Origin of the sequence: Enterobacter sp. BIDMC92 (genome assembly GCF_001030225.1) — a bacterium.
Lineage (GTDB): Bacteria > Pseudomonadota > Gammaproteobacteria > Enterobacterales > Enterobacteriaceae > Enterobacter > Enterobacter sichuanensis.
Genome location: NZ_KQ087598.1, coordinates 3,460,778 through 3,486,104, shown reverse-complemented (window position 1 = coordinate 3,486,104; position 25,327 = coordinate 3,460,778). Strand labels below are relative to the sequence as shown.

At 56.9% G+C, this 25,327-nt stretch carries 23 protein-coding genes; 11 read left to right on the top strand and 12 right to left on the bottom strand.

All coding sequences use genetic code 11. The annotated features are described in order from the left end of the window. The first annotated feature begins 56 nt into the window (after positions 1-56). Together uraA and SP99_RS16300 are read left to right on the top strand one after the other, a co-directional pair. Positions 57-1,346, top strand: coding sequence for a uracil permease (uraA, locus tag SP99_RS16305; protein ID WP_013098238.1), 1,290 nt, complete (start codon positions 57-59; stop codon positions 1,344-1,346). Between the two features lie 219 nt (positions 1,347-1,565). After that, a complete protein-coding gene (locus SP99_RS16300) occupies positions 1,566-2,267 on the top strand; it encodes a DnaA inactivator Hda (RefSeq protein WP_216821201.1) in 702 nt (233 codons plus the stop codon). Positions 2,268-2,400: 133 nt separating this feature from the next. Here SP99_RS16300 and SP99_RS16295 read toward each other — a convergent pair whose 3' ends face one another. Genes SP99_RS16295 through celB form a run of 3 tightly spaced genes read right to left on the bottom strand, consistent with a single transcriptional unit; the run spans position 2,401 to position 6,101 of the window. Further along, positions 2,401-3,822 (bottom strand): leucyl aminopeptidase family protein, encoded by a 1,422-nt coding sequence (locus SP99_RS16295; protein ID WP_047959201.1) that lies wholly within the window; start codon positions 3,820-3,822, stop codon positions 2,401-2,403. Further along, positions 3,822-4,778 carry a glycosylasparaginase gene (locus tag SP99_RS16290; RefSeq protein WP_047959200.1) on the bottom strand — a complete coding sequence of 319 codons (957 nt, stop codon included), beginning with the start codon at positions 4,776-4,778 and terminating at the stop codon, positions 3,822-3,824. The genes SP99_RS16295 and SP99_RS16290 overlap by 1 nt, the downstream gene beginning before the upstream one ends. Before the next feature lie 3 nt (positions 4,779-4,781). Next, positions 4,782-6,101 (bottom strand): PTS cellobiose transporter subunit IIC, encoded by a 1,320-nt coding sequence (gene celB, locus SP99_RS16285; protein WP_025758948.1) that lies wholly within the window; start codon positions 6,099-6,101, stop codon positions 4,782-4,784. A 147-nt stretch (positions 6,102-6,248) separates the two neighbouring features. Here celB and SP99_RS16280 point away from each other — a divergent pair, with 147 nt between their 5' ends. Further along, entirely contained in the window at positions 6,249-7,073 is an 825-nt protein-coding gene (locus tag SP99_RS16280) for a homeodomain-like domain protein (RefSeq protein ID WP_047959199.1), read from the top strand. Here the strand turns inward: SP99_RS16280 and arsC are convergent. Both arsC and bepA read right to left on the bottom strand, forming a co-directional pair. Then, positions 7,070-7,426: an arsenate reductase (glutaredoxin) gene (gene arsC, locus SP99_RS16275; protein WP_047959198.1), complete on the bottom strand. Its 357-nt coding sequence runs from the start codon at positions 7,424-7,426 to the stop codon at positions 7,070-7,072. The genes SP99_RS16280 and arsC overlap by 4 nt on opposite strands. Positions 7,427-7,444: 18 nt before the next feature. Next, on the bottom strand, positions 7,445-8,908 hold the full coding sequence (gene bepA, locus SP99_RS16270) for a beta-barrel assembly-enhancing protease (protein WP_045284557.1): 1,464 nt from the start codon (positions 8,906-8,908) through the stop codon (positions 7,445-7,447). Between the two features lie 221 nt (positions 8,909-9,129). Here bepA and SP99_RS16265 point away from each other — a divergent pair, with 221 nt between their 5' ends. Next, positions 9,130-10,194 (top strand): AI-2E family transporter, encoded by a 1,065-nt coding sequence (locus tag SP99_RS16265; RefSeq protein WP_045284556.1) that lies wholly within the window; start codon positions 9,130-9,132, stop codon positions 10,192-10,194. Positions 10,195-10,286: 92 nt separating this feature from the next. Here the strand turns inward: SP99_RS16265 and bcp are convergent, their stop codons facing one another. Both bcp and SP99_RS16255 read right to left on the bottom strand, forming a co-directional pair. Continuing rightward, the gene (gene bcp, locus SP99_RS16260) at positions 10,287-10,757 is read right to left on the bottom strand and encodes a thioredoxin-dependent thiol peroxidase (protein ID WP_025758956.1); all 471 of its coding nucleotides are present in this window, start codon (positions 10,755-10,757) and stop codon (positions 10,287-10,289) included. Continuing rightward, a complete protein-coding gene (locus SP99_RS16255) occupies positions 10,757-11,326 on the bottom strand; it encodes a glycine cleavage system transcriptional repressor (RefSeq protein WP_025758958.1) in 570 nt (189 codons plus the stop codon). Before SP99_RS16255 ends, bcp begins: the two co-directional genes overlap by 1 nt. Before the next feature lie 145 nt (positions 11,327-11,471). Between SP99_RS16255 and dapA the strand changes: the two genes are divergently transcribed. The 6 genes from dapA (at position 11,472) to ypfH (ending at position 17,929) form a co-directional block, all read left to right on the top strand. Continuing rightward, entirely contained in the window at positions 11,472-12,350 is an 879-nt protein-coding gene (gene dapA, locus SP99_RS16250) for a 4-hydroxy-tetrahydrodipicolinate synthase (RefSeq protein ID WP_008501633.1), read from the top strand. A gap of 16 nt (positions 12,351-12,366) precedes the next feature. Then, a complete protein-coding gene (bamC, locus tag SP99_RS16245) occupies positions 12,367-13,401 on the top strand; it encodes an outer membrane protein assembly factor BamC (protein ID WP_047959197.1) in 1,035 nt (344 codons plus the stop codon). 109 nt (positions 13,402-13,510) lie between these two features. After that, entirely contained in the window at positions 13,511-14,224 is a 714-nt protein-coding gene (gene purC, locus SP99_RS16240) for a phosphoribosylaminoimidazolesuccinocarboxamide synthase (RefSeq protein ID WP_047959196.1), read from the top strand. A gap of 120 nt (positions 14,225-14,344) precedes the next feature. Further along, positions 14,345-15,214, top strand: coding sequence for a KPN_02809 family neutral zinc metallopeptidase (gene ypfJ / locus SP99_RS16235; RefSeq protein ID WP_047959195.1), 870 nt, complete (start codon positions 14,345-14,347; stop codon positions 15,212-15,214). After that, entirely contained in the window at positions 15,214-17,160 is a 1,947-nt protein-coding gene (locus tag SP99_RS16230) for a tRNA(Met) cytidine acetyltransferase TmcA (protein WP_047959194.1), read from the top strand. The genes ypfJ and SP99_RS16230 overlap by 1 nt, the downstream gene beginning before the upstream one ends. A gap of 73 nt (positions 17,161-17,233) precedes the next feature. Then, positions 17,234-17,929, top strand: a complete 696-nt coding sequence (ypfH, locus tag SP99_RS16225; RefSeq protein ID WP_047959193.1) for an esterase — start codon at positions 17,234-17,236, stop codon at positions 17,927-17,929. A 38-nt stretch (positions 17,930-17,967) separates the two neighbouring features. Here the strand turns inward: ypfH and SP99_RS16220 are convergent, their stop codons facing one another. Genes SP99_RS16220 through SP99_RS16210 form a run of 3 tightly spaced genes read right to left on the bottom strand, consistent with a single transcriptional unit; the run spans position 17,968 to position 19,678 of the window. Next, complete coding sequence (locus tag SP99_RS16220) at positions 17,968-18,165, bottom strand: YpfN family protein (protein WP_008501627.1); 198 nt, start codon at positions 18,163-18,165, stop codon at positions 17,968-17,970. Between the two features lie 24 nt (positions 18,166-18,189). Continuing rightward, positions 18,190-19,317: a succinyl-diaminopimelate desuccinylase gene (gene dapE, locus SP99_RS16215; protein WP_025758963.1), complete on the bottom strand. Its 1,128-nt coding sequence runs from the start codon at positions 19,315-19,317 to the stop codon at positions 18,190-18,192. A 10-nt stretch (positions 19,318-19,327) separates the two neighbouring features. Next, positions 19,328-19,678 (bottom strand): ArsC family reductase, encoded by a 351-nt coding sequence (locus tag SP99_RS16210; RefSeq protein WP_045284553.1) that lies wholly within the window; start codon positions 19,676-19,678, stop codon positions 19,328-19,330. 387 nt (positions 19,679-20,065) lie between these two features. Here SP99_RS16210 and ypfM point away from each other — a divergent pair, with 387 nt between their 5' ends. Further along, on the top strand, positions 20,066-20,125 hold the full coding sequence (gene ypfM / locus SP99_RS24740) for a protein YpfM (RefSeq protein ID WP_015572204.1): 60 nt from the start codon (positions 20,066-20,068) through the stop codon (positions 20,123-20,125). A 109-nt stretch (positions 20,126-20,234) separates the two neighbouring features. On the opposite strand, the gene acrD is transcribed toward ypfM, so the two are convergent. Together acrD and narQ are read right to left on the bottom strand one after the other, a co-directional pair. Further along, a complete protein-coding gene (gene acrD, locus SP99_RS16205; protein ID WP_045286569.1) occupies positions 20,235-23,348 on the bottom strand; it encodes a multidrug efflux RND transporter permease AcrD in 3,114 nt (1,037 codons plus the stop codon). A gap of 142 nt (positions 23,349-23,490) precedes the next feature. Next, on the bottom strand, positions 23,491-25,185 hold the full coding sequence (narQ, locus tag SP99_RS16200) for a nitrate/nitrite two-component system sensor histidine kinase NarQ (RefSeq protein WP_047959840.1): 1,695 nt from the start codon (positions 25,183-25,185) through the stop codon (positions 23,491-23,493). Between the last annotated feature and the right edge of the window lie 142 nt (positions 25,186-25,327).

The window sequence follows — 25,327 nt, the reverse complement described above, 5'->3', positions numbered from 1 at the left end:
AGTCGGCTTTTTTTTGAATAAAACACACATAACTAACCATCTCAGAGGAAAACACTATGACGCGCCGTGCTATCGGGGTGAGTGAAAGACCGCCGCTTTTACAGACAATCCCGCTTAGTTTGCAGCACCTGTTCGCCATGTTTGGCGCAACCGTGCTGGTGCCAATCCTGTTTCACATTAACCCGGCTACCGTGCTGCTGTTCAACGGTATTGGTACGCTGCTGTACCTCTTTATCTGTAAAGGCAAAATCCCTGCGTATCTGGGATCGAGCTTTGCCTTTATCTCGCCGGTGTTGCTGCTGCTGCCGCTGGGTTATGAAGTGGCGCTGGGCGGGTTTATCATGTGTGGCGTGCTGTTCTGCCTGGTCTCTTTCATTGTGAAGAAAGCCGGTACCGGCTGGCTGGACGTGATGTTCCCGCCTGCGGCAATGGGCGCCATCGTTGCCGTTATCGGTCTCGAGCTTGCGGGCGTGGCGGCCAATATGGCCGGTCTGCTGCCTGCTGACGGCCAGTCACCGGATTCCAAAACCATCATCATCTCGCTGGTGACCCTGGGCGTGACGGTGTTTGGCTCCGTGCTGTTCCGCGGTTTTATGGCGATTATCCCGATCCTGATCGGCGTTCTGGCGGGCTATGCACTCTCCTTCGTGATGGGCGTTGTCGATACCACGCCAATCGCTCAGGCGCACTGGTTCGCCCTGCCAACCTTCTACACGCCACGCTTCGAATGGTTTGCTATCTTCACCATTCTGCCTGCCGCGCTGGTGGTTATTGCTGAACACGTTGGTCACCTGGTGGTGACGGCGAACATCGTCAAGCGCGATTTGATCCGCGACCCGGGTCTGCACCGTTCTATGTTTGCCAACGGCTTCTCGACCATTATCTCAGGGTTCTTTGGCTCCACACCAAACACCACCTACGGTGAGAATATTGGCGTCATGGCGATCACCCGCGTTTACAGTACCTGGGTTATCGGCGGCGCGGCGATCATTGCCATTCTGCTTTCCTGCGTCGGTAAACTGGCGGCGGCGATCCAGATCATCCCGGTGCCGGTGATGGGCGGTGTCTCTCTGCTGCTGTACGGCGTGATCGGCGCATCCGGTATTCGCGTGCTGATCGAGTCCAAAGTGGATTACAGCAAAGCGCAGAACCTGATCCTGACCTCCGTTATCCTGATCATCGGCGTGAGCGGCGCCAAGGTGCACATCGGTGCGGCCGAGCTGAAGGGGATGGCGCTGGCGACCATCGTTGGCGTGGGCCTGAGCCTGATTTTCAAGCTGATCTCCGTGATCCGCCCGGAAGAGGTGGTGCTGGACGCCGACGAAAGCGAAAAAGCGTCACATTGATCTTATATACACTAAATCATTCAAGCTGCATCAAGGCGGCAAATCTGAGAATCCCCAGGAGCTTACTCAAGTAAGTGACTGGGGTGAGCAGATGCAGCCAACGCAGAGGCAGCTTGAAGGATGACGTGTATAATCGGGCGAAGGATCGCCCGGTTCTCTCCTTGCAGGTTCCGTGTTAAACTCCATGCCGATTTTATGTAAGATCTGGTTGAGGTACTTCTGAACGGACCGGCACAGCTCTCTCTGCCACTCTATCTCCCTGACGACGAAACTTTCGCGAGTTTCTGGCCGGGTGATAACCCCTCTTTACTGGCTGCACTGCAAAACGTGCTGCGCCAGGATCACAGCGGATACATCTATATCTGGTCACGCGAAGGCGCAGGGCGCAGCCACCTGTTGCATGCCGCCTGTGCGGAACTCTCCGCCCGGGGTGATGCGGTAGGCTATGTGCCGCTGGATAAGCGTACCTGGTTTGTGCCTGACGTGCTGGAGGGAATGGAACACCTCTCCCTGGTCTGCATCGATAATATCGAATGCGTGGCGGGGGATGAGCCGTGGGAAATGGCGATCTTTAACCTCTATAACCGCATTCTGGAATCGGGCAAAACCCGGCTCTTGATCACCGGCGATCGTCCGCCGCGCCAGCTTAATCTGGGGCTGCCGGATTTGGCATCGCGTCTGGACTGGGGGCAAATCTATAAGCTGCAGCCACTGTCCGATGAAGACAAACTGCAGGCGTTACAACTGCGCGCAAAGCAGCGTGGCTTTGAGCTGCCGGAGGACGTGGGTCGTTTCCTGCTTAAGCGTCTGGACCGCGAAATGCGCACGCTGTTCGACACGCTCGATCAGCTCGATCGCGCGTCCATCACCGCCCAGCGCAAGCTGACCATTCCGTTTGTGAAAGATATTCTGAAGCTTTGAGTTTTGTTGCCCGGTGGCGCTGCGCTTACCGGGCCTACGGGAATCGCGGCGGGTTGATGCCCTCACCCCAACCCTCTCCCACGGGGAGAGGGAGAAATATTTGTAGGCCGGGTAAGGCGCAGCCGCCACCCGGCTAAAGATCCCCCAGCAAGTGCTCCACCAAAAGCGGAATCGGCCTCCCTGACGCCACGCTCCTGCCGTTTTCACGCCACAGCGCCGTACCGCTAATATCCAGATGCGCCCACGGGATCGTCGGCGGGCAGAAGTGATGCAGCAGCCACGCCGCCGAGGCGCTGATTGCCGCATTGTTGGTTGGGGTGTTGCACAGATCGGCGATGGCGCTGTCGGTCTGCTTTTTCAGCCGCGCGTCCAGCGGCAGGGACCACACTTCGTCGCCGCTCTGTTTCCCCGCCTGCGTCAGCGCCTTGCGCAGCGGTTCATCCTGGGTCATTAACCCGCTCAGCTCATACCCCAGCGCTTTGACCACCGCACCCGTTAGCGTCGCCATATCAATAATATAGCGCGCCCGGGGATGGCGCAGGCTGGCCCAGGCAATCGCGTCTGCCAGCACCAGTCGACCTTCGGCATCGGTGTTGTTGATTTCAACCGTTGTGCCGTTGCAGGCCCGCGCGACCGTGCCGGGCTGCATGGCGTCCGGACCTATCGCGTTTTCCGCCAGCGCCAGCACGCCCATGATGCGAACGGGAAGACCAAGTTCTGCGACGGCAAGCATCAGGCCCAGTACGTTGGCCGCCCCGCACATGTCGTACTTCATGGTGTACATGCCGGCGCCTTCCTTCAGCCACAGACCACCGGTATCGAAGGTGATGCCTTTACCTACGTAGCAACGCACCGGACCGTCAGAAACACCCTCATAGTGAATGGCCAGCAGCCGCGGCGGACAGGAAGCGCCTTTACCGACGGCATGAAGTAGCCCCAGATCCTGCGCAACGATCTGCTTTTCATCCAGCACCTCACACCGCAGGGCAGGGACGTCGGCGGCCAATTTTTTCGCCTCTTCGACCACAAACTGTGGCGTACAGCGATCGGAAGGGATATCCGCCAGACGACGCGCAAAGATCATGCCCCGGCTAATGGCCTGCTGCTGGCGGAAGATAGCTTCCAGCTTGTCCTGCTGTTCCGGCAGGCAAAGAGCGGTAACGTGGTGCAGACGCGCTGGCGTATCGTCGGGGCGCTTCAACTGCAGGTCGCTAAGACGGTGCGCCTGGTTGAAGAGAAAGCGCAGCACCTGCGCCAGCACAACGTCGTCGATATGGGTGACGTCGATGATCATATCAGGGCTGACAGGGGAGGCCAGCAGGGGGCGCAGTGCCGTCAGTAATCCTTCAGTGAGGCTGTCCTGCCAGAGCGCATCCGGCACCAGTGTGATCCGTGCAAAAGGGGCGCAGCCAAAACGGGTATCGGCAACCCCGTGCTGTCCGCGCATCTCCGCGATAAGCGGGGTGTCCGGCAGTAATGGACAGGCGGTCCGGGCGATGAGGTGACCGTGTGGTCTGGTGTTGGAAAGGGTGGTTGTCAGTTGCCAGGTAATCATTATTGCTCCTCAATCGGCGCGCGGATCCGCGCAGCGTAGGCCTGCATCCATGCTTCATCCACGGCCTGATAATGCGTCTTTTCCTGCCGGCGCTCGGCGCGAAACACGGTCAGCGGCTGGCGGGCGGTGGCGACCACAAACGAGAAGGTTTTGATATTGGTCGCCGCGCCGAACTCGCCTTTATTATTCATGCACACCACGGAGAGATCTCCCGCGCGGCCAAAGCGCGACATCAGCTTGTCTTCCAGCTCAAACACCACCGAATCCGCTGCCTGCTGGGGCGTCATGCCCTGGGCCATGCGGCGAACAATTTCGTAGCTGGTACAGCCTTTCATCAGATCTTCCCCCACGCCCGTGGCGGTGGCGGCGCCGGTTTCGCTGTCACAGTAAAAGCCGGAGCCGATAATCGGCGAATCGCCGAGTCGACCGCGTTTTTTCATAAACAGGCCGCTGGTGGAGGTGGCGACGCTCATGGAGCCCTGTTTGTCGAGGCCGATAATCCCGACGGTGTCGTGGCCGTCGTACGGGCTTAGGCCTTTATCCAGCGTCTCCCGGCAGCGCTTGCGGTAATGCTGCATGGCGCGGTCTGTGAGCATGGTTTTGTCCGCAAAGCCCTGGCTCAGGGCCCATTCGCGCGCCCCCTGGCCGACCAAAAGGCTGTTATACCGCTGACGGCTGAGCGCCTGCGCCACGCGCACCGGGTTGGCGATATCCACCAGATTACCCACGGCACCAAACGCCAGCGTGTCGCCGTCCATGTACGCCGCGTCCAGCTCAACCTCGCCGTTTTCAGTAGGTAACCCACCGTAGCCGACGGATTTATAAAACGGAAAATCTTCGACGGCGGCAACGGCATCCACCACTGCCGCAGAGACCGGTTTTCCCGCAGCCAGCGCAGAGGCAGACTCTGTGACGCCTTCAAGCGCCATTCGCCAGGTGGCGATAATTCCCCACATGCTTTACTCCTGTTTTGCAAGTGTCGTGTCGGTTTGCGTAACGGTCGCCACTTCCGCCGCGCGGTACTGCTTGTCCACAATGCGCATGAAAGGCAGATACAGCATGGCGCCAATCAGCAGATTGATAAGCTGCATCACGCTGCCGCTGAGGTGCCCGGTGACGATAAAACCGCTGATCACCGGCGGCAGCGTCCACGGGATAAACACCCCGGTGGTTACGGCGACCGCGCCAATTTTCATCGCTGCGTACTGCACGCTCACCAGCACCAGCGGCACAAGATTGAAGGGGATAAGCATGATCGGGTTCATGATTACCGGCAGACCGAACAGAATCGGTTCGTTGATGTTAAACACCGACGCCCCCGCGCCCAGGCGGGCGACTTCACGCATGTTTTTGCTGCGGGCGAAAATCAGCATCGCAATCACCAGCGACAGCGTGGCCCCTGCGCCACCCATCCAGATCATGTCAAAAAACTGTTCAGTAATGATATGCGGCGGCGTGGTGCCAGCCTGAATGGCGGCGATGTTATCAGTCTGGTTCTCCATCCACAGGGGACGAATAATGCCGTTAATCATCGAGCCGGAGTTAATGCCCACTGACCACAGAATGGTAATGCTGAACACCGTCATCAGCGCGCCAAAGTAAGAGGTGCCGTAGTGGCGTACCGGCGTGGCCACAACCTCATAAATAAACTGATGGATCGTGTTGTAATGGGTGTTCTCAAAGACGATGCGGATAACCAGCACCAGGATCATCACCAGCAGCGCCGGGATCAGCGCGGCGAACGACTCCTGTACCGCAGGCGGCACGCCGTCCGGCATTTTGATGACCAGATTTTTGCGCTTCAGCCAGCAGAACAGCTCCGTCCACAGCAGCGAGCCAATCATCGCCACGAACAGTCCTTTACTGCCAATCCACTCCACCGGCATCACGGTAATCCCGCCGTTCTCCGCCACTTTGATAAACGGCGTCAGGATCAGAAACGCAACCAGCGCCAGGATGCCGCAGGAGATGCGGTCTTCGCCGTAGTGTTCGGCCAGGCGGAACGCCACCAGGAAACTGATAAACAGCGACATGGTGGAGAACACCGCGTTGAACGGAATTTCGATGATGGCGCTCCAGCTCTCACCAAAGGCCTGAGACATAAACTGCTGATAGGTTTGATTCGGGAATGACGAGATCACCAGCAGAATCGAACCGACAATGATAAACGGCATGAACGACACGTAGGCGCCGCGAATGGCCCCGAGGTGACGCTGCTGTGCCGTTTTGGCTGCCAGCGGCATCAGCTTTGCTTCGAGAAATCCCAGAACATTGTTCATTGTGAACTCCGTACAAGATTGAGTGGTGCGGTTTATGTTATGTCTGTGGATTATCAGTGAAGCGTGGCGGGCGAAAGGTGAAATCGGTCACAAAGCAACCGCGTGTGCTATATAAATCTCATATGATTAGTTAATGGAATTGTTGCGATGGAAATTAAACTGCATGCTAATGCCACCACCACGCCACGTATTCGCCGTTATCTCCAGCAGTCCGATAAGAGCGACAGAGAGCTGGCGACTGAGCTGGGGATCTCCATCACCACCGTCAGGCGCTGGCGCAACCGTGAGCAGGTTTCAGATAAGCAGACAACGCCAAAAGTGATACACAAAGCGATGAGACAAGAGCAGGCTGTGCTGGTGAATGCGCTGCGCGACATCCTGAACGCGCCGCTGGATGAACTGCTGCTTCTGGTTAATAACGTACTGGGGATCCGCGTGTCCCGGGCAACGCTGAATCGCTATCTCAAACCCGCTGGCGCCAAACCGAAACGTGCGCCGCTGCGCGGTAAAAAAGCGCTGAAGGCCGGTATCGTGCCTCAGCAACTGATGCTGCATCATTTGCCGTTATCGCTTCATATGGACGACGGTGGGGAGCAACATCTGCTGTGGGCGCGGGAGCCGGTGAGCGGCTGGTGCTATGCGCGGCTCTATGCAGGGTTGTCGCCGCAGCTGTTGACGCGATGGACGCAGGCGCTGCTTGAGGCCTGTCCGGCCCCTGTACAATCTGTTGAGACTTTTGGTTTTGAGGTCACCCTGCCGGACAGTGAAATTGCCATCAACGTGCATCCCCGGGCCTCCCGGGCGGTGCAGGTCGCGGTACCCTTGCAGGACATTATTCCGCAGGTGAAAACGACGCCTGTCGGGGAGCTGTTGATTCAACTGTGTGAGAGTTACAACCGGGGAAAAGCGCAGAAGACGTTAGGTGAAAGCACGCCGCAGGCCTTTCTGGAAGCGCTGCGGCGTAACGATTAGAGGATCTCGAGCACATCTTCCGGCGGGCGACCAATGCGTGCCTGGCCGTTGGCCACCACAATAGGTCGTTCAATCAGCTTTGGATTTTCAACCATGGCCTGAACCAGCTCGGCTTCGGTGAGGCGGCTGTCGTCCAGGTTAAGCGACTTATACAGATCTTCTTTCTTGCGCATCAGCTCTCGTGCACTGCCCATCCCCAGCATGTGTAGCAGCTGACGGAGGGTTTGGGCATCAGGCGGGGTGTCGAGATACAGCACTACCTCAGGCTCAACGCCGTTAGATTTCAGCAGGCTCAGGGTATCGCGGCTCTTGGAGCAGCTAGGGTTGTGATAGATTTTTACGGCATCTGTCATGACGTACATTCTCCTTTATTACATCTTCTCGTACGGCTTAAAGCGCTGCTGCAGGCCGCGCAGCTGATCGATACGCGCGTCGTAACGGGCCTGCTGGAGGCTGCCGAGTTTGACCTGCGCGCTGGCGCTGCTAAGTGTGGAAATCGCCTGATCGAGGCGCCCCACCAGGGCAAAGCCTTCGGCGCGCGCCGCCAGCTCCTGATCGCGGTTGCCCAGTTGGGCTTCAGCCTGAGCAAGTAGGTCCCAGCCGTTTTGATCGTCTTTATTATTAAAGGTGTAGCGGTTCAGAATGGTCGCCGCTTCCCCAGGCTGGCCGCCCTGTAAGTAAGCGTTCGCCAGGTTAAGCTGCAGTACCGGGTTGGTACGAACGTCTTTCGCCCCTTTCAGGCGGTTAATCGCATCGGCAGGTTTCTTCTGACCCAGATCGATATCCGTGGACAAATCGAGATACCACGGGTTATTCGGATCGGCGGCCAGAAGCGGCTGCAGCGCTTTACGCGCCTCGTCGTATTTACTGGCTTCCATCGCCTGCAGCGCCTGGCCATACTGCGCGGCGTTTTTCTCACGCACGTTGCCTTTCGCCAGGGCATCCAGCAGGTCGCTGGTGAGCTGGTTACGTCCGGAATTGTACATCCCCAGCGTTCTCACTTTCGCCATGTAGAAATCCTGCGAAGACTGGACCACCACCGGACGCATCTGGTTGGCACGGTTACGCGCATCTGACAGACGGCTTTCCGGTAACGGGTGCGTGAGCAGAATTTCCGGTGGGCGGGAAGAATAACGGGCCTGATCGAGCAGTTTTTCCAGGAAGCTCGGCATGGCCTGCGGGTCGAAGCCCGAGCGCTGCAGCACCTGGATGCCGATGCGGTCCGCTTCCTGCTCGTTTTGCTGGGTAAAGCTGATCATTCCCTGACGCGTACCGGCCAGCGTACCGGTTAAGGCTGCCATCCCGGCCTGCGGGCTGGCCATTGCCAGCAGAATAGAGCCCAGTGCGCCCACCCAGGTGAGCGGTGCGTTACGCTTCTGGTCTTCCATCGCACGCGCCAGGTGGCGCTGCGTGACGTGCGAAATTTCGTGCGCCATCACCGAGGCCAGCTGGCTTTCGTTGTCTGAGTAACGGAATAACGCCGAATGCAGCACCACGTTACCGCCAAAGAAGGCGAAGGCGTTGATTTCGTCATTATTAATCAAATAGAAGTGGAACGGCGTTTTTACCGAGTCGGCGTGCGCCACCAGACGCATCCCCAGCCCGTTGATGTACTGTACCAGCAAAGGGTCGTTAATCAGCGGAGCGCTGCCGCGCAGCTGGCGAACATAGTAATCGCCCATTTGCATCTCTTGCCCAATCGAGAGCGTGCTTCCTGCTGTGGTGCCCATGTCCGGCAATGAATCGGACGAGTCAGCAAAAGCGGGTAATACCTGACCGACCGTCACTGCGGCAATCAGTGTTGCAACCAGTGTTTTTCTCAACTGCCTGAACATAACCACTGTCCTGTATATTGGATGTGCTAATTTGACCGATGAAGCGGCATATCGTTCATCTCTGCTGCCCAGCGAGTGTAGCCGTGTTGCCGCATGAAGAAAATCCCATTCATCATGCTTTTGCGGATTGTGACCGGGATACAAAAAGCGAAAGTCTTTTTTGTGACAGTTAGATACAATTCACCGTCTCACTCCCGCCATTCGATTCAGGGAAGGGTTGTATGCTCGAAATGTTAATGCAGTGGTACCGGCGCCGGTTCAGCGACCCGGAGGCCATTGCTCTGCTGGTTATTCTGGTTGCCGGGTTCGGTATTCTGTTCTTCTTCAGCGGTCTGCTCGCCCCTCTGCTGGTGGCGATTGTGCTGGCCTACCTGCTGGAGTGGCCAACGGCGCGTCTGGAACATATTGGCTGTTCCCGTCGCTGGGCGGCCAGCATCGTCCTGGTGCTGTTTGTCGGTATCCTGCTGTTGATGGCCTTCGTGGTGATGCCGGTGGCCTGGCAGCAGGGGATCTACCTGATCCGCGATATGCCCGGCATGCTGAATAAGCTTTCTGATTTCGCCGCCACGCTGCCGCGCCGTTACCCGGCCCTGATGGATGCCGGGATCATCGACGCGATGGCGGAAAATATGCGCGCCCGCATCATGACTATGGGTGATTCGGTGGTGAAGTACTCTCTGGCGTCGCTGGTGGGGCTGCTTACCCTGGCGGTCTATCTGGTGCTCGTGCCGCTGATGGTCTTCTTCCTGGTAAAAGATAAAGACCAGATGCTCAACGCCGTTCGGCGTATTCTGCCGCGCAATCGCGGTCTGGCGGGGCAGGTCTGGGAAGAGATGAACCAGCAGATCACTAACTACATTCGCGGCAAGGTGCTGGAGATGATCGTCGTGGGGGTCGCCACCTGGATTGGATTCCTGATCTTCGGTCTGAACTACTCGCTGCTGCTGGCGGTGCTGGTGGGGCTGTCGGTTCTGATTCCGTACATCGGCGCGTTTGTGGTGACCATTCCGGTGGTTGGCGTCGCGCTGTTCCAGTTTGGCCTGGGAACTGAGTTCTGGAGCTGCTTCGCGGTGTACCTGATTATTCAGGGGCTGGACGGTAACCTGCTGGTACCGGTGCTGTTCTCCGAAGCGGTGAACCTGCATCCGCTGGTGATTATTCTGTCGGTGGTGATTTTCGGCGGGCTGTGGGGATTCTGGGGCGTGTTCTTTGCCATTCCGCTGGCGACGCTGATTAAAGCGGTGGTGCACGCGTGGCCGGATGTGCCAGCGGTGGAGGAGAAGTAGATTTTGTGCGGCCTGATGCCCTCACCCCGACCCTCTCCCACAGGGAGAGGGAGAAGGTCGGGTAAGGCGAAGCCGCCACCCGACACTCACTTTCAGGCACTTTGTTTCAGCCAGTTCAACACTACATCGTGGTGGTTGCTGGTTTTGAAGTCGTCAAACACGTGTTCAATTTTACCGTCAGCGTCGATCAGGAAGCTGATGCGGTGAATGCCGTCGTAGGTTTTACCCATAAACGTCTTCTCGCCCCAGATGCCGAACTGTTCGCACACCTGATGATCTTCATCAGAAAGCAGCGTGAAGTTCAGCAGCTCTTTTTCAGCAAATCGTGACAGCTTTTCGGGTTTATCCGTGCTGATACCCAGCACTTCCACGCCGGCTTTTTTCAACTCGTCCATGTTGTCGCGTAAGCCGCAGGCCTGTACGGTGCAGCCGGGGGTCATGGCTTTCGGGTAGAAATAGACCAGAACACGCTGTCCCTGGAAGTCGGTCAAATTTACTTGCTCGCCGTCTTGATCCGGTAAGCTAAATTTCGGTGCGATGTCACCGGCTTTCAGTGGATTCATTACTCAACTCCATCCTGTTCGTGCTGCGAATAATTTACGACGCTTATACTGCCCTGCGCGTTTAATTCTGTACAGAGGGCTTTGAACGCTTGCTCGATATTTGACGCATCCTGTGAAGCAGGGCTGTGTGCGGTAATCTGAATAAAGAGCGTGGGTACGGTGTTCTCGTCGCCCGGCTGTGTGCGGGAAACGAGCTCGGCGATGTTCATCTGATGGCTGTCAAACAGCGCGGTAAAGCGCTCGATCAGATGGGGGGAATCAGGGACTTCAACCTGCACCCAGACGGTAGCGGGCATGGCCGGACGTGGGCGCGCGGTGGTACGTTTCATCACGATGAGCAAATCCAGCTCCGCGCCTTTCAGCGGCAGGGTGGATTCGATAAGCGTAATGGCATTCCATGTTCCGGACAGCAGCATAATAAACGTGAACTCTTCGCCCAGCATCGCCAGACGGCTGTCTTCGATATTACAGCCGCAGCTGCTCACGTGACGCGTGATGGTGTTCACGATACCCGGCCTGTCGGCACCCAGCGCAGTGATAACCAGGTAATGTTGTGATGAGGTTGTCAAACCTGTTCTTCCTTTGCATGGTTAAGTCTTCCTAAGGAAAGCATAAAAAAAACATGCATACAACCGCCTGAGGGCCTCAGGTCGCTTGCTTTTATTACAGTTCCAAACGTACCATTGAGACTCTTGTTCGCACAGAGGATGGCTCATGTTCACGGGAAGTATTGTCGCGCTTGTAACACCGATGGATGAAAAAGGTAACGTCTGCCGGTCTAGCATGAAGAAGCTGATTGATTACCATGTCGCCAATGGAACCTCGGCGATCGTTTCGGTAGGGACTACCGGTGAATCTGCAACGCTGAGCCACGATGAGCACGGTGATGTGGTTATGCTGACCCTCGAACTGGCTGACGGACGTATTCCGGTCATCGCGGGGACAGGGGCAAATGCAACCGCAGAAGCGATCAGCCTGACTAAACGTTTTAACGACAGCGGCATTGTCGGCTGTCTGACGGTGACCCCTTATTACAACCGTCCTACCCAGGAAGGTTTGTTCCAGCACTTCAAAGCCATCGCTGAACATACTGACTTGCCACAAATTCTGTATAATGTGCCGTCCCGTACCGGCTGCGATATGCTGCCGGAAACCGTTGGTCGTCTCTCGGAAGTAAAAAATATTATCGGTATTAAAGAGGCGACAGGGAACTTAAGCCGCGTTCATCAGATCAAAGAGCTGGTTTCAGACGACTTTATCCTGTTGAGCGGTGATGATGCGACCGCGCTGGACTTTATGCAGCTCGGTGGCCATGGCGTGATCTCCGTAACGGCAAACGTTGCGGCGCGCGATATGGCTGAAATGTGCAAACTGGCCGCCGCCGGTCACTTTGATGAAGCGCGTGTCATTAATCAGCGTCTGATGCCGCTGCACAATAAATTATTTGTCGAACCCAATCCGATCCCCGTGAAATGGGCGTGTAAGGAGTTGGGGCTTGTAGCAACCGATACGCTGCGTCTGCCAATGACACCGATTACCGACCACGGTCGTGATATCGTCAGGGCAGCGCTGAAGCATGCCGGTTTGCTGTAAAGTTTAGGGAGATTTGATGGCTTATTCAGTACAGAAGTCGCGCCTGGCGAAGGTTGCGAGTGTTTCGCTTGTTATGCTGCTCGCTGCCTGTAGTTCAGACTCGCGCTACAAGCGCCAGGTGAGCGGTGATGAATCCTATCTGGATGCGACCCCGCTTGCTGAACTTCACGCACCGGCTGGTATGATCCTGCCGATTCAGAACGGCGATTATAATATCCCCGTGACCAACGGCAGCGGCCTGGTCGGTAAAGCGCTTGATATTCGTCCGCCAGCACAGCCTCTGGCGCTGGTGAGCGGGGCGCGTACCCAGTTCACCGGTGATACCGCGTCTCTGATGGTTGAGAGCGCGCGCGGTAGCACCCTGTGGCCGCAGGTTGTCAGCGTTATTCAGTCGAAGAACTACACCATCGATAAACGCGATGACGCCAGCCAGACGTTAACCACCGACTGGATCGAATGGAACCGTCTGGATGAAGATCAGCAGTACCGCGGCCGCTATCAAGTCTCCGTCAAACCACAGGGGTATCAGCAAGCGGTTAACGTGAAGCTGTTGAACCTGGAGCAGGCGGGTAAACCGGTTGCAGATGCCGCGTCCCTGCAGCGTTACAGCACCGAAATGCTGAACGTGATTGCCGCAGGTCTCGATAAGACTGCCACCGATGCCGCCAACGCCGCGCAGAGCCGCAATGGCGTGACCTTCGATGTGCAAAGCGGTGCGGATGATACCGGTCTGCCAATGCTGGTGGTGCGTGCACCGTTTAACCAGACCTGGCAGCGTCTGCCAGCGACCCTGGAAAAAGTGGGCATGAAGGTCACCGACAGCACGCGTTCAACCGGCAGCATGACGGCAACCTACAAGCCGCTCTCCGACAGCGCGTGGCAGGAGCTGGGTGCGAAAGATCCTCAGCTTGCCTCCGGTGACTACAAGATTCAGGTCGGTGACCTTGATAACCGCAGCAGTCTGCAGTTTATCGATCCAAAAGGTCACACGCTGACCCAGTCGCAGAACGATGCGCTGGTCGCTGTCTTCCAGGCGGCATTCAGCAAATAAAAACGAGGGCTGGTGAATCCAGCCCTTTTTATTTTCGTGCTACGCAAACGTGTGCGTGGCATAATATGCCCAGTTTTGAACACAAATCATCACACCAGGAGTAATGAAGATGCAGAAGCAAGCTGAGTTGTATCGTGGCAAAGCGAAGACCGTATACAGCACGGAAAACCCGGATCTGTTGGTGCTCGAGTTCCGCAATGATACGTCAGCAGGGGATGGCGCTCGCATTGAGCAGTTCGATCGTAAAGGCATGGTGAACAACAAGTTCAACCATTTCATTATGACCAAACTGGCCGAAGCGGGTATCCCGACTCAGATGGAAGCGTTGCTGTCCGATACGGAATGTCTGGTGAAAAAACTGGATATGGTTCCGGTTGAGTGCGTGATTCGTAACCGTGCAGCGGGCTCCCTGGTGAAGCGTCTGGGCATTGAAGAAGGTATCGAACTGAATCCACCGCTGTTCGACCTGTTCCTGAAAAACGACGCGATGCACGATCCGATGGTCAATGATTCCTACTGCGAAACCTTCGGCTGGGTGAATAAAGAGAACCTGGCGCGCATGAAAGAGCTGACCTACAAAGCCAACGACGTGCTGAAAAAATTGTTTGATGACGCGGGCCTGATCCTCGTCGATTTCAAACTGGAGTTTGGTCTGTTTAAAGGCGAAGTGGTGCTGGGCGATGAGTTCTCGCCGGACGGTAGCCGCCTGTGGGACAAAGAAACGCTGGATAAAATGGACAAAGACCGTTTCCGCCAGAGCCTGGGTGGCCTGATTGAAGCTTACGAAGCGGTTGCTCACCGTTTAGGCGTTAAGCTCAACTAACTCCCTCACTTGCCAAAGGATGTTTGCATCCTTTGGCCTCTTACCTTTGTTTCCTATGGTAATCTTGCCGTTAACCGCCTACGATCATAGCTATTATTAATGGAATAGTTCGAGGTGGTTATGCGCTGGCAAGGGCGTCGTGAAAGTGACAATGTAGAAGACAGACGCAGTGATGGTGGTGGCGGTCCTTCAATGGGCGGGCCCGGCTTCCGGTTACCCAGCGGAAAGGGCGGGATAATCCTGCTGATTGTCGTGCTGGTGGCGGGATATTACGGCGTCGATCTCACCGGGTTAATGACCGGTCAGCCGCTGCAACAGCAGCAACATTCTCAGCGCTCCATCAGCCCGAATGAAGATGAAGCGGCTAAATTTACCTCCGTTATTCTCGCCACAACAGAAGACACCTGGAGTCAGCTGTTCGAGAAGATGGGGCGTACCTACCAGCAGCCGAAACTGGTGATGTACCGGGGGGCAACCCGCACCGGTTGCGGTACCGGGCAATCGGTAATGGGGCCGTTCTACTGCCCGGCAGACGGCACCGTTTATATCGATCTCTCTTTTTACGATGACATGAAACGCAAGCTTGGCGCGGACGGCGATTTCGCCCAGGGCTACGTGATCGCACATGAAGTCGGCCATCACGTGCAAAAACTGTTGGGGATTGAGCCAAAAGTACGCCAGCTTCAGCAAAATGCCTCTCAGGCCGACGTGAACCGCCTCTCCGTTAAAATGGAGCTGCAGGCGGACTGCTTCGCGGGCGTCTGGGGCCACAGCATGCAGCAGCAGGGCGTTCTGGAATCCGGCGATCTTGAAGAGGCGTTAAATGCCGCTCAGGCTATCGGTGACGATCGTCTTCAGCAGCAGAGCCAGGGGCGCGTCGTGCCGGACAGCTTCACGCATGGCACCTCGCAACAGCGCTATAGCTGGTTTAAACGCGGTTTCGACAGTGGCGATCCGGCGCAGTGTAATACCTTCGGCAAAGCGATGTAATGCTGCGCTTTGAACAGCTGATAAGCGAGCTTGAGCGCACTGGCCATCGTCGGCTGGTGGTGCTCAGCGGCGATGCGCAGTGGAGCTTAGCCCAGGCAGAAGCGCTGCGTGACGCTCTACCCGGAGACTGGGTAAGGCTTGACGAACATCCTTCAAAAGCCATCAGTAGCCTGCTGGGACGCGAGTTCCGGCATGCTGTTTTTGACGCGTGCTGCGGGTTCGATGTTGCCGCGTTCGCCGCGCTGAGCGGAACGCTGAGCGCCGGGAGCCTTCTGGTGCTGCGGGTTCCGCCGCTTGAGGCGTGGGCCGGGTTTCCTGACCGTGATTCCCTGCGCTGGAGCGACAGCGCCGAAGCGATAGCCACGCCGCATTTTGTCCACCATTTCTGCCGGACCCTTGCCGCCGACCCCGACGCGATTGTCTGGCTTCAGGGCAGCGATTTATCCCTTCCGCCTTTACCCGATGCTCCAGACTGGCGCCCAGCCAGCGGCGCGCCGCAGCGCGAGCAGGCGGCGATCCTGGACGTTCTTCAGAAAATGCCGCGGGGCATCGTGGCCGTTACCGCCGCGCGCGGGCGCGGTAAGTCGGCCCTGGCGGGAATGTTACTCCATCGTATTGCGGGCAGCGCCGTCGTCACCGCACCGACGAAAGGGGCGACAGAAAGTATCGCCCGCTTTGCCGGAGAGCGTTTTCATTTTATGGCCCCGGACGCGCTGTTAGCTTCTTCGCATCAGGCTGACTGGCTGATTGTCGATGAAGCTGCCGCGATCCCCGGCCCGCTGCTGGAAAAGCTGGTGAGCCGTTTCCCTCGCGTGCTGTTGACCACCACGGTGCAGGGATATGAAGGGACGGGCAGGGGATTCTTGCTCAAGTTCTGCGGTCGGTTTGCCGGGTTGCAGCGCTACAGCTTATCAACGCCGGTACGCTGGGCGGCAGGTTGTCCGCTTGAGCGGATCGTGGCCAGCGCGCTGCTGTTTGACGACACGCTGCTTGACCGCCGTCCGGAAGGCGAGGTGCGTATCACCTCTCTGACCCCCGCGGCATGGGAACGCCGTCCGGCGCTGGTCGCTAGCGTCTATGAGCTGCTCTGTGCGGCGCATTATCGCACCTCGCCGCTCGATTTACGCCGCATGATGGACGCGCCCGGGCAACAGTTTGCTGTCGCCGAAGCGAACCCGGTCATCGCCGGAGCGCTGTGGCTGGTGGAGGAGGGCGGGTTGTCCCCTGCGCTTAGCCGCGCGGTGTGGGCGGGGTTCCGCCGTCCTCGTGGAAACCTGGTGGCGCAGTCTCTGGCGGCGCACGGCGGCTCTCCGCTGGCGGCAACGCTCAGAGGCCGAAGGGTGACCCGTATTGCCGTACATCCTCACCGTCAGCGGGAAGGAATTGGTCAGGCGCTTATTCGCAGCGCCAGCGGGGAGGATTATCTGTCGGTGAGCTTTGGTTATACCGAAGAGCTTTGGCGTTTCTGGCAGCAGTGCGGCTTTGTGCTGGTGCGGATGGGAAGCCACCGTGAAGCCAGCAGCGGTTGTTACACCGCGATGGCGCTGCTGGCGCAGAGTGAGGCTGGGCATCAGCTGTGTCAGCAGGCGCAGCAGCGTCTGAAGCGCGATGCGCGGGTGTTATCGGCCTGGAGCGGTGAAAAGATCCCGGTGGAAGATGAGTGGGAAGCTACGCTTAATCATGACGACTGGCTGGAACTGGCGGGGTTTGCTTTTGCGCATCGCGCGTTTTCCACGTCGGTTGCCGCGTTGACACGGTTGTTGCTCGCCGTCGATATGCCGCTTCCGGCACTGCGGGGGAAGATGGAAGGGAAAACGGAAGACATCGGACAAAAAGCGCTGCTGGTAAAGTTGCGCAGTGAAACGGCGCAAGCGCTTGAAAGTCTTGACTCTCTCCGCTGCCAGCAGCTGAAAGAAGCCATTTTGCAATGGCAATTTTTTCAATGACTTCTTCAGTAAAGTGGCATGGTCATTCCCGCCGCGAGGCGTAGAATCCAGGTCATCTATTAAGGAGACCACCATGAAACATGACCATTTTGTTGTTCAAAGCCCTGACAAACCGGCTAAACAGTTACTGCTTCTGTTTCATGGTGTTGGCGATAATGCCGTCAATATGGGGCAGATCGGCAGCTGGTTTGCGCCGGTTTTTCCGCAGGCACTGATTGTCAGCATCGGTGGCGTCGAGCCGTGTGGTCCGAATGGACGGCAGTGGTTCTCTGTTCAGGGGGTGACGGAAGAGAACCGTCAGGCGCGCATTGATGCCATCATGCCCACGTTTATCGACATTGTCCGCTACTGGCAGCAGCAGAGCGGCGTGGGGGCCGACGCAACCGCCCTGATAGGTTTCTCACAGGGGTCAATCATGTCGCTGGAAAGCGTAAAAGCGCAGCCGGGTCTGGTTTCACGGGTGATCGCGTTTAACGGCCGTTTTGCGACACTACCGACCCACGCGACCACGCAGACGACTATCCACCTGATCCACGGTGGGGAAGACCGGGTGATTGAGCTCTCGCATGCGGTCGCCGCACAGGAAGCGCTGATTCGCGAAGGGGGAGATGTGACGCTGGATATCGTTGACGATCTGGGCCACGCGATTGATGACCGTAGCATGCAGTTCGCACTCGACCATCTGCGCTATACCGTACCGAAGCACTACTTTGATGAAGCGCTCAGCGGCGGTAAGCCGGATAATGATAATATTGTTGAGTTTATGTGAGGTTATCCCCTCTCCACAGGAGAGGGGATACAGACCGATTACTTCTTCTGGTCCTTCTTCGGCCAGTCGTCGTCATCGTCCCACTTGTCGTTAAAATCGCGGTGCGGGGGAAGATCCGGTTTGTTGGCGAGAAATTTTTTATGGTCAACGCGCTTAAGGTCTTTAATCACGTTCAGCAATACGCCGACCAGAAAAACCAACACCAGAACCCACCAGTACTTTGAAAGCCAGTCCATTCGCTATTCCTCTCAGAGCGTTCGTCAGGCGACGAGTTGCTCCATAATACGTTGATACATACGGGCCAGCAGTTGTAAATCTGCCGCATTAACACACTCATTGATTTTATGAATGGTCGCGTTCACTGGTCCCAGTTCGACAACCTGGGCGCCCATACGGGCGATAAAGCGTCCGTCTGAGGTGCCACCCGTTGTCAGCAACTGTGGCTTAATTTCATTATAGTGCTCGATGGCGTTGACCACCGCATCCACCAGCTTGCCGCGCTGTGTCAGGAACGGCTGGCCGGAAAGCCACCAGTCCACGGTGTAGCGCAGATTATATTTTTCCAGCAGGGCGATAACGCGCGCCTTGATCATCTCGTCGGTCAGTTCCGTGCTAAAGCGGAAGTTGAACTGGACGAAGTAATCCCCCGGGATCACGTTATTGCTGCCGGTTCCGGCTTTGACGTTCGCAATCTGCATGCTGGTCGGTGGGAAGAACTCGTTGCCTTTATCCCACTCAATCGCCACCAGCTCGCTCAGCATCGGCGCAGCGCGATGAACCGGATTATCAGCCAGATGCGGATACGCAACGTGCCCCTGAACGCCGTGAATGGTCAGGTTACAGGTCAGCGAGCCACGGCGGCCATTTTTCACCACATCACCCACCACTTCGGTACTGGACGGCTCACCCACCAGGCAGTAGTCCAGGCGCTCGTTGCGGGCCATCAGCGCCTCAACAACCTTTACGGTGCCGTTATGGGCGCTGGCTTCTTCGTCAGAGGTGATCAGAAACGCGAGCCGGTTTTTGTGGTTCGGATGTTGCGCGACAAAGCGCTCAGCCGCTACCACCATCGCCGCCAGCGAGCCTTTCATGTCTGCCGCCCCGCGGCCGAACAGCATGCCATCGCGGATGGTGGGTTCAAACGGGGGATTGATCCAGCGGTCCGCATCGCCAGCGGGCACCACGTCAGTATGTCCGGCAAAGGCCAGCGTTTCGCCCTGGCCGCGCCAGGCCCAGAAATTCTGGGTGTCGCCAAAATCCATACGCTCCACGGTAAAACCGATAGCGCGCAGGCGCTCAATCATTAATGCCTGACAACCTGCGTCGTCCGGGCTAAGGGAAGGACGGCGAATAAGCTGCTGAGTCAGCTCAATGACCGGGCATGACATAAACTACACCTCAACGAATAAAGTCGGAATAAAGGGTTTCACTGAAACCCAGCAGCATAGGCTTCCCTGGCGCGCAGAGCAATGGGCGTTTGATGATTGCCGGCATGTCGAGCATCAGTTTTGCCGCGCTGTCGGCGTCATTGATGCTGGCGCGAAGAGATTCATCCAGTTTACGCCAGGTGGTGCCGCGGGTATTCAGCAAGGCTTCCCAGCCCAGCTCGTCGATAGCGGTATGCAGAAATTCTGCATCAAGCCCATCGGCACGGTAATCGTGGAAACGGTACTCTACGTTGTTCGCCTCCAGCCAGCGGCGGGCTTTTTTGATGGTGTCGCAATTTTTAATGCCGTACATCACAACCATGGTGAATCCTTTTGTCGTTCTGGTGATTAAATGTTCAGTAAATTCGAAGATATATCCTTAAGTGGAATATAACACATTCAGGAATCGTCTGGATTTATGCGTCATCTTAATTCAACTAACAACTGTACGCTGAATATTCTTTCATCCTTTAAGCATAGATGTCCATAAGCTTTAAATGTCGAATAAACTCAGCGGGTAAAATAAAACTCACCCGTCCGTAGGGTTATTTCAGAATATTGCTGGCCGTCACAAAAAATTGAGGGCTCTCCGTTCATATTTATCATAAATCCCCGTATGACGTGGGGTACAATCGCAGCAATTGGTTAAATAGTCTTCACAATGATGATACGTTTTTGTAGAATGCGCATAATAATAAGAGAGGTTGTTATGATTGAACGTGAACTGGGGAACTGGAAAGATTTTATCGAAGGCATGCTTCGTAAATGACATTCAGTAAGAATTGCAAGAGCACTTAAATAAGTAAAATAACCATAGTGTGAATAAATCACACAATAAAAAGGCGGCCGAATAAGCCGCCTTTTTTTATTTCAACCACTTACTCCGGACGTTCCTTTAGCGGGAAGCGGCGACGCACCAGCACAAAGAACAGCGGAACAAAATAGATGGCCAGGACGGTCGCCGAAATCATACCGCCCATGACCCCTGTGCCGACCGCATGCTGGCTGCTGGAGCCTGCGCCAGTGCTGGTTGCCATCGGCAGTACGCCAAAAACAAACGCCAGCGAGGTCATCAGGATCGGGCGCAGGCGCTGACGGCAGGCGTGCAGCGTGGCGGCCATCAGCTCGTGGCCTTTGGCATTCATCTCGTTGGCAAACTCAACGATCAGAATGGCGTTTTTCGCCGACAGCCCAATCACGGTGAGCAGCCCGACCTGGAAGTAGACATCGTTTTCCAGACCACGCATCCAGGTGGCGAGCAGGGCGCCAATGACACCAAGGGGCACCACCAGCATGACCGAGAACGGCACTGACCAGCTTTCATACAGTGCGGCAAGACAGAGGAAGACCACCAGCAGAGAGAGCGCGTAAAGTGCCGGTGCCTGCGCTCCGGAGAGGCGCTCCTGATAAGACATGGCCGTCCACTCCAGACCAAAACCGGCAGGCAGCTGTTGCACCAGTTTTTCCATGATGTCCATGGCCGTACCGGTACTCACGCCTGGCGCGGCTTCCCCGACGATTTCAACCGCGGAATAGCCGTTATAGCGCTCCAGACGCGGCGAACCGCTCTCCCAGTGTGAAGTCGCAAAGGCAGAGAACGGCACCATTCCCCCGGCACTGTTTCTGACAAACCAGCGGTTTATATCATCCGGCAGCATACGGAATGGCGCGGCGGACTGGACATACACTTTTTTCACGCGGCCGCGATCCATAAAGTCATTCACATAGCTCGAGCCCCACGCCGTTTGCAGGGTGTCGTTGATATCGTTAATCGACACGCCCAGCGCCTGCGCCTTGCGCTGATCGATATCCACCTGAAGCTGCGGGCTGTCATCCAGACCGTTATGGCGAACGCGGGTCAGGCCCGGATCGTTGCCTGCGAGCGCCAGCAGCTTATCGCGCGCCGCCATCAGCGCCGTATGGCCCGCACCGGCGTGATCCTGGAGCTCCATATCAAACCCGGCGGAACTGCCCAGCCCGCTGATGGCCGGTGGGCTGCTGGCAAAGACGCGGGCTTCTTTAATGTGCGCAAAGGCTTTTGTCGCACGCTCGATAATGGCAAACGATGTTCCCGTTTTGCTATCGCGCGCGTCCCAGTCCTTCAGGCGAACGAACATGCGGGCGACGTTTTGCCCGTTCCCGCCCGGGCCGGACCCGACGGTGGAGAAGACGGAGACCACGTTATCTTTCTCTTTGGTGAAGAAGTACTGCTCCACTTTCTGCACCACTTTCAGCGTTTGCTGCTGCGTTGCGCCACTCGGGAGCTGCACCGAGGTGGTGAACATGCCCCGGTCTTCCATCGGCAGGAATGAGGTGGGCAGGTGCAGGAACAGCCAGACCATCCCGCCCAGCAGCACAACGTAAATCATCATCCAGCGCAGGCTGCGGTGCAGCACGCGACCGACGGCAGATTCATACCGGGCGGCATTGCGGTTGAACATCCGGTTAAACCAGCCGAAGAACCCTTTCTGACCGTGATGCTCCCCTTTATGCAGTGGTTTCAGGATGGTGGCGCACAGCGCGGGGGTGAGGATCAGCGCTACCAGCACGGAGAGCACCATTGCCGAGACGATGGTAATGGAGAACTGACGGTAAATCGCCCCGGTGGTGCCGCCAAAGAAGGCCATCGGGATAAAGACCGCCGAGAGCACCATCGCAATACCGACTAGCGCCCCCTGAATTTGACCCATCGATTTGCGCGTCGCCTGGCGCGGAGAGAGTCCTTCTTCGCTCATGATGCGCTCGACGTTTTCAACCACCACGATGGCATCGTCCACCAGCAGGCCAATCGCCAGCACCATCGCAAACATTGTCAGGGTGTTAATGCTATAGCCGAACGCGTAAAGCACCGAAAAGGTTCCGAGCAGCACCACAGGAACGGCAATGGTTGGGATCAGCGTCGCGCGGAAGTTTTGCAGGAACAGGTACATGACCAGGAACACCAGCGCGATGGCTTCCAGCAGGGTTTTCACCACGTCCTCAATCGACGCTTTAACGAAGGAGGTGGTTTCATAGGCGACTTTGTACTCCAGCCCGTGCGGGAAATACTGCGACAGCTCATCCAGACGGTCTAACACCAGTTTCGCCGTGGCCATTTCGTTCGCGCCGGAGGCCAGCTTAATCCCCAGACCGGAGGCCTGGTTGCCATTAAAGCGGCTCAGGTAGTCGTACTTTTCTGCGCCCATTTCCACCGTGGCGACATCGCCCAGACGCACTTCCGACCCATCCTGATTCACCCGCAGGGTGATGTTGCGGAACTGCTCCGGCGTCTGCAGCAGGGATTGCGAATTAATGGTAGCGTTCAGGGCCTGTTTATCAACGGACGGGGTTCCCCCGAGCTGCCCTACGGCAATCTGGGCGTTTTGGGCTTTGATGGCATCCGTCACGTCGGTTGCCGTCATCTGGTAGCTGTTGAGCTTGTTGGGATCGAGCCAGATGCGCATTGAATATTGTGAACCGTAAGCGTCGATATCCCCGACGCCGTTAATACGGCTGAGCGGATCCTGAATATTACTGGCGACGTAGTCCGCGATATCCTGTTTATCCATCGAGCCATCTGTCGAGACAAACGCGATGGTCAAAATATTGGTGTCGCCGGTTTTACGCACGGTCACGCCCTGGTTCTGTACCGCCTGGGGCAGTTTGCGCATGGCCGACTGCAGCTGGTTTTGTACCTGCTGCACCGCTTCATCCGGGTCAGTGCCTGCCTTGAAGCTCAGGGTCACCGTTGCCTGACCGGTGGCGCTACTTTGCGAGGACATGTACATCAGGTTATCCAGACCCGTCATGTTCTGCTCGATAACCTGCGTCACGGTATTTTCCAGCGTTTGTGCGGACGCGCCGGGGTAGTTTGCGGTGACACGCACGTTAGGCGGGGCCAGATCGGGATATTGCTCAACGGGAAGTGACGTAATTGCCAGGACACCTGTCAGACACAACAGAATGGCAATTACCCAGGCAAAAATGGGGCGATCGATAAAAAAATTCGCCATGAAAAAGTGACCTCGTTTTGCTGCTCGTCATTATTGTTTATTGCCCGCATAACTTTAGCGGTAAGGCTCAGGTCAAACGTGGAGAAAAAAAGGAGATAGTGTAAATTATCATGCGCTTTTCCCTGCGCTTCCTCCTTTACTGTTATTTACCCGCCGGTGCCTGCGGCACGGGGAACGTGACGCTGACCAGCGTGCCCCCGTTTTGTGGCTGCGAAAAGTGCAGTGCTCCCCCAAGCCGTTGCGCGCGTTCACGCATAATGTTCAGACCGTAGTGTCCCGGCGGCTCGCTGGCTTCGCCAATTCCGATGCCGTTGTCACGAATGCTGACGCGGTGCGTACCGTCCACAGCCGTCACGCAGCTCACGGTGATCTCGCTGGCCTGCGCGTGCTTAATGGCGTTCAACACCGCCTCACGCACGATCTGTAACAGATGAACCTGCTTTTGCGCGTCGAGCGCCAGCGAGGAGAGGCGACAGTCAAGGTGCAGCTTCGCCTGCGTCTGGCTCTGCAGCGCGTCAAGAGACTCCTGCAACGCCGCGGGTAAATTCGCGTGATTCAGCGTCAGGCGGAAGGTGGTGAGCAACTCGCGCAACTGCTGCCAGGCGTTGTTCAGCTCGCGGGAGAAATCGGTAATGATGGTCTGCGCCGGGGTGTTCTCCTCCGGCACGGCGCGTTTCAGCAGCGTAAGCTGAATGCGCAGATACGACAACACCTGCGCCAGCGAGTCATGCAGTTCGCGGGCAATGGTGGCGCGCTCTTCCATCAGCAGCAGCTGCTGGTAATGCTTCTGCGCCTGGTTAAAGTACAGTCCACGCCCGAGCATGGTCGCCACGCTTCTCATCAGAGGGAGAGGGACGCTGTCCGTCTCGCTTTGCCAGCGCAGCTCGCCGTAGAGCGTGTCCTGCATCACTACCGGCAGGTTTTGCAGTGGGATGTCGCGTGACGCCGTCCCTTCACACAGCCGCCAGTCGTCGCTGGTGCGCAGTTCCAGATAGTTCATCTGCGTATAGTCATGGACAATCTGCAGGATATGCCGGAAACAGTGGCTGTCTATCTGGCCGGTATTCAGCGCCTGAGAGCACTTGAACAGCATGTCGAGCTGCTGGTGGGCGTCATGCAAATGCCGTGTCTTTTCCGCCACCGAGGCTTCAAGCGAGCGGTAGAGCGTCGCTAACTCGCCGGACATGTGGTTGAAGGCGCGCGAAAGCTGGCCCAGTTCGTTCGGCAGGGCGGTATCCGGCGCAGGGGTGGCAAATTCACCGCGCTCAATCCGTTCGCTGGCGGCCACCAGATTGTTAAGCGGTAACACCACCTGACGACGAATGCGGCGCAGGGTAAACAGCGTCAGCAACAGGATCCCCAGCGCGCCGGCCAGGGAGAGCAGGGTCACCGTCTGAATTTTATGCTCGGTGTAGTGCTGCAGGGCGAGCACAAAGGCATCAATGCGGCCGACAAAATCCTCAATGTGGGTCTGATACCAGGCGCTGTCGCCGCGGGCGATGCGTTTATCCATCTCCTGCCAGGCCACCTGCAGCTGCTGAAAGCGGGCGTTAACATTGTCCGGGACGTACCAGCGGTCCAGCTTCTGCAGTGCCGGCGCGCGCAACGTCTGTTGCCAGTGCTCGCGGTGCGCGGCAAGGGAAGGGCTGTTGCGCTGCATCTCATAGCCCAGTCGATAGCTCTGCATGCGCAGCGAACCCGCAATATTAATCGCCTCGGCATCACGCTGGCTGCTGGCCAGCGTCAGCAGTGCGACGGTACTGGTCAGCGCGGATAAGACAATGATCGAAAAGAAAGCCCAGGCAAGGCTTGCGGATACGGGTCGTTTAACGGTCACAGAACGGCTCTCTGAATAAAATTGATCTGCCACAGGTTCACTGGAAATAATTGGGTCTTCCGGGCATTTGCACATTGCCCGAACGCGCCGTGATGCGTAAATACCATACTCTTATAAAGAATAAGGATATTGAAGCAAAAAC

What these genes read in the sequence shown, in the direction of transcription:
- uraA (WP_013098238.1), top strand. Translation starts at nt 57, where the DNA reads ATGACGCGCCGTGCTATCGGGGTGAGTGAAAGACCGCCGCTTTTACAG.
- SP99_RS16220 (WP_008501627.1), bottom strand. Translation starts at nt 18,165, where the DNA reads ATGGACTGGCTTTCAAAGTACTGGTGGGTTCTGGTGTTGGTTTTTCTG.
- SP99_RS16295 (WP_047959201.1), bottom strand. Translation starts at nt 3,822, where the DNA reads ATGATTACCTGGCAACTGACAACCACCCTTTCCAACACCAGACCACAC.
- bepA (WP_045284557.1), bottom strand. Translation starts at nt 8,908, where the DNA reads ATGTTCAGGCAGTTGAGAAAAACACTGGTTGCAACACTGATTGCCGCA.
- ypfJ (WP_047959195.1), top strand. Translation starts at nt 14,345, where the DNA reads ATGCGCTGGCAAGGGCGTCGTGAAAGTGACAATGTAGAAGACAGACGC.
- bamC (WP_047959197.1), top strand. Translation starts at nt 12,367, where the DNA reads ATGGCTTATTCAGTACAGAAGTCGCGCCTGGCGAAGGTTGCGAGTGTT.
- celB (WP_025758948.1), bottom strand. Translation starts at nt 6,101, where the DNA reads ATGAACAATGTTCTGGGATTTCTCGAAGCAAAGCTGATGCCGCTGGCA.
- acrD (WP_045286569.1), bottom strand. Translation starts at nt 23,348, where the DNA reads ATGGCGAATTTTTTTATCGATCGCCCCATTTTTGCCTGGGTAATTGCC.
- bcp (WP_025758956.1), bottom strand. Translation starts at nt 10,757, where the DNA reads ATGAATCCACTGAAAGCCGGTGACATCGCACCGAAATTTAGCTTACCG.
- dapA (WP_008501633.1), top strand. Translation starts at nt 11,472, where the DNA reads ATGTTCACGGGAAGTATTGTCGCGCTTGTAACACCGATGGATGAAAAA.
- SP99_RS16280 (WP_047959199.1), top strand. Translation starts at nt 6,249, where the DNA reads ATGGAAATTAAACTGCATGCTAATGCCACCACCACGCCACGTATTCGC.
- arsC (WP_047959198.1), bottom strand. Translation starts at nt 7,426, where the DNA reads ATGACAGATGCCGTAAAAATCTATCACAACCCTAGCTGCTCCAAGAGC.
- purC (WP_047959196.1), top strand. Translation starts at nt 13,511, where the DNA reads ATGCAGAAGCAAGCTGAGTTGTATCGTGGCAAAGCGAAGACCGTATAC.
- SP99_RS16210 (WP_045284553.1), bottom strand. Translation starts at nt 19,678, where the DNA reads ATGGTTGTGATGTACGGCATTAAAAATTGCGACACCATCAAAAAAGCC.
- SP99_RS16230 (WP_047959194.1), top strand. Translation starts at nt 15,214, where the DNA reads ATGCTGCGCTTTGAACAGCTGATAAGCGAGCTTGAGCGCACTGGCCAT.
- ypfH (WP_047959193.1), top strand. Translation starts at nt 17,234, where the DNA reads ATGAAACATGACCATTTTGTTGTTCAAAGCCCTGACAAACCGGCTAAA.
- SP99_RS16265 (WP_045284556.1), top strand. Translation starts at nt 9,130, where the DNA reads ATGCTCGAAATGTTAATGCAGTGGTACCGGCGCCGGTTCAGCGACCCG.
- dapE (WP_025758963.1), bottom strand. Translation starts at nt 19,317, where the DNA reads ATGTCATGCCCGGTCATTGAGCTGACTCAGCAGCTTATTCGCCGTCCT.
- SP99_RS16290 (WP_047959200.1), bottom strand. Translation starts at nt 4,778, where the DNA reads ATGTGGGGAATTATCGCCACCTGGCGAATGGCGCTTGAAGGCGTCACA.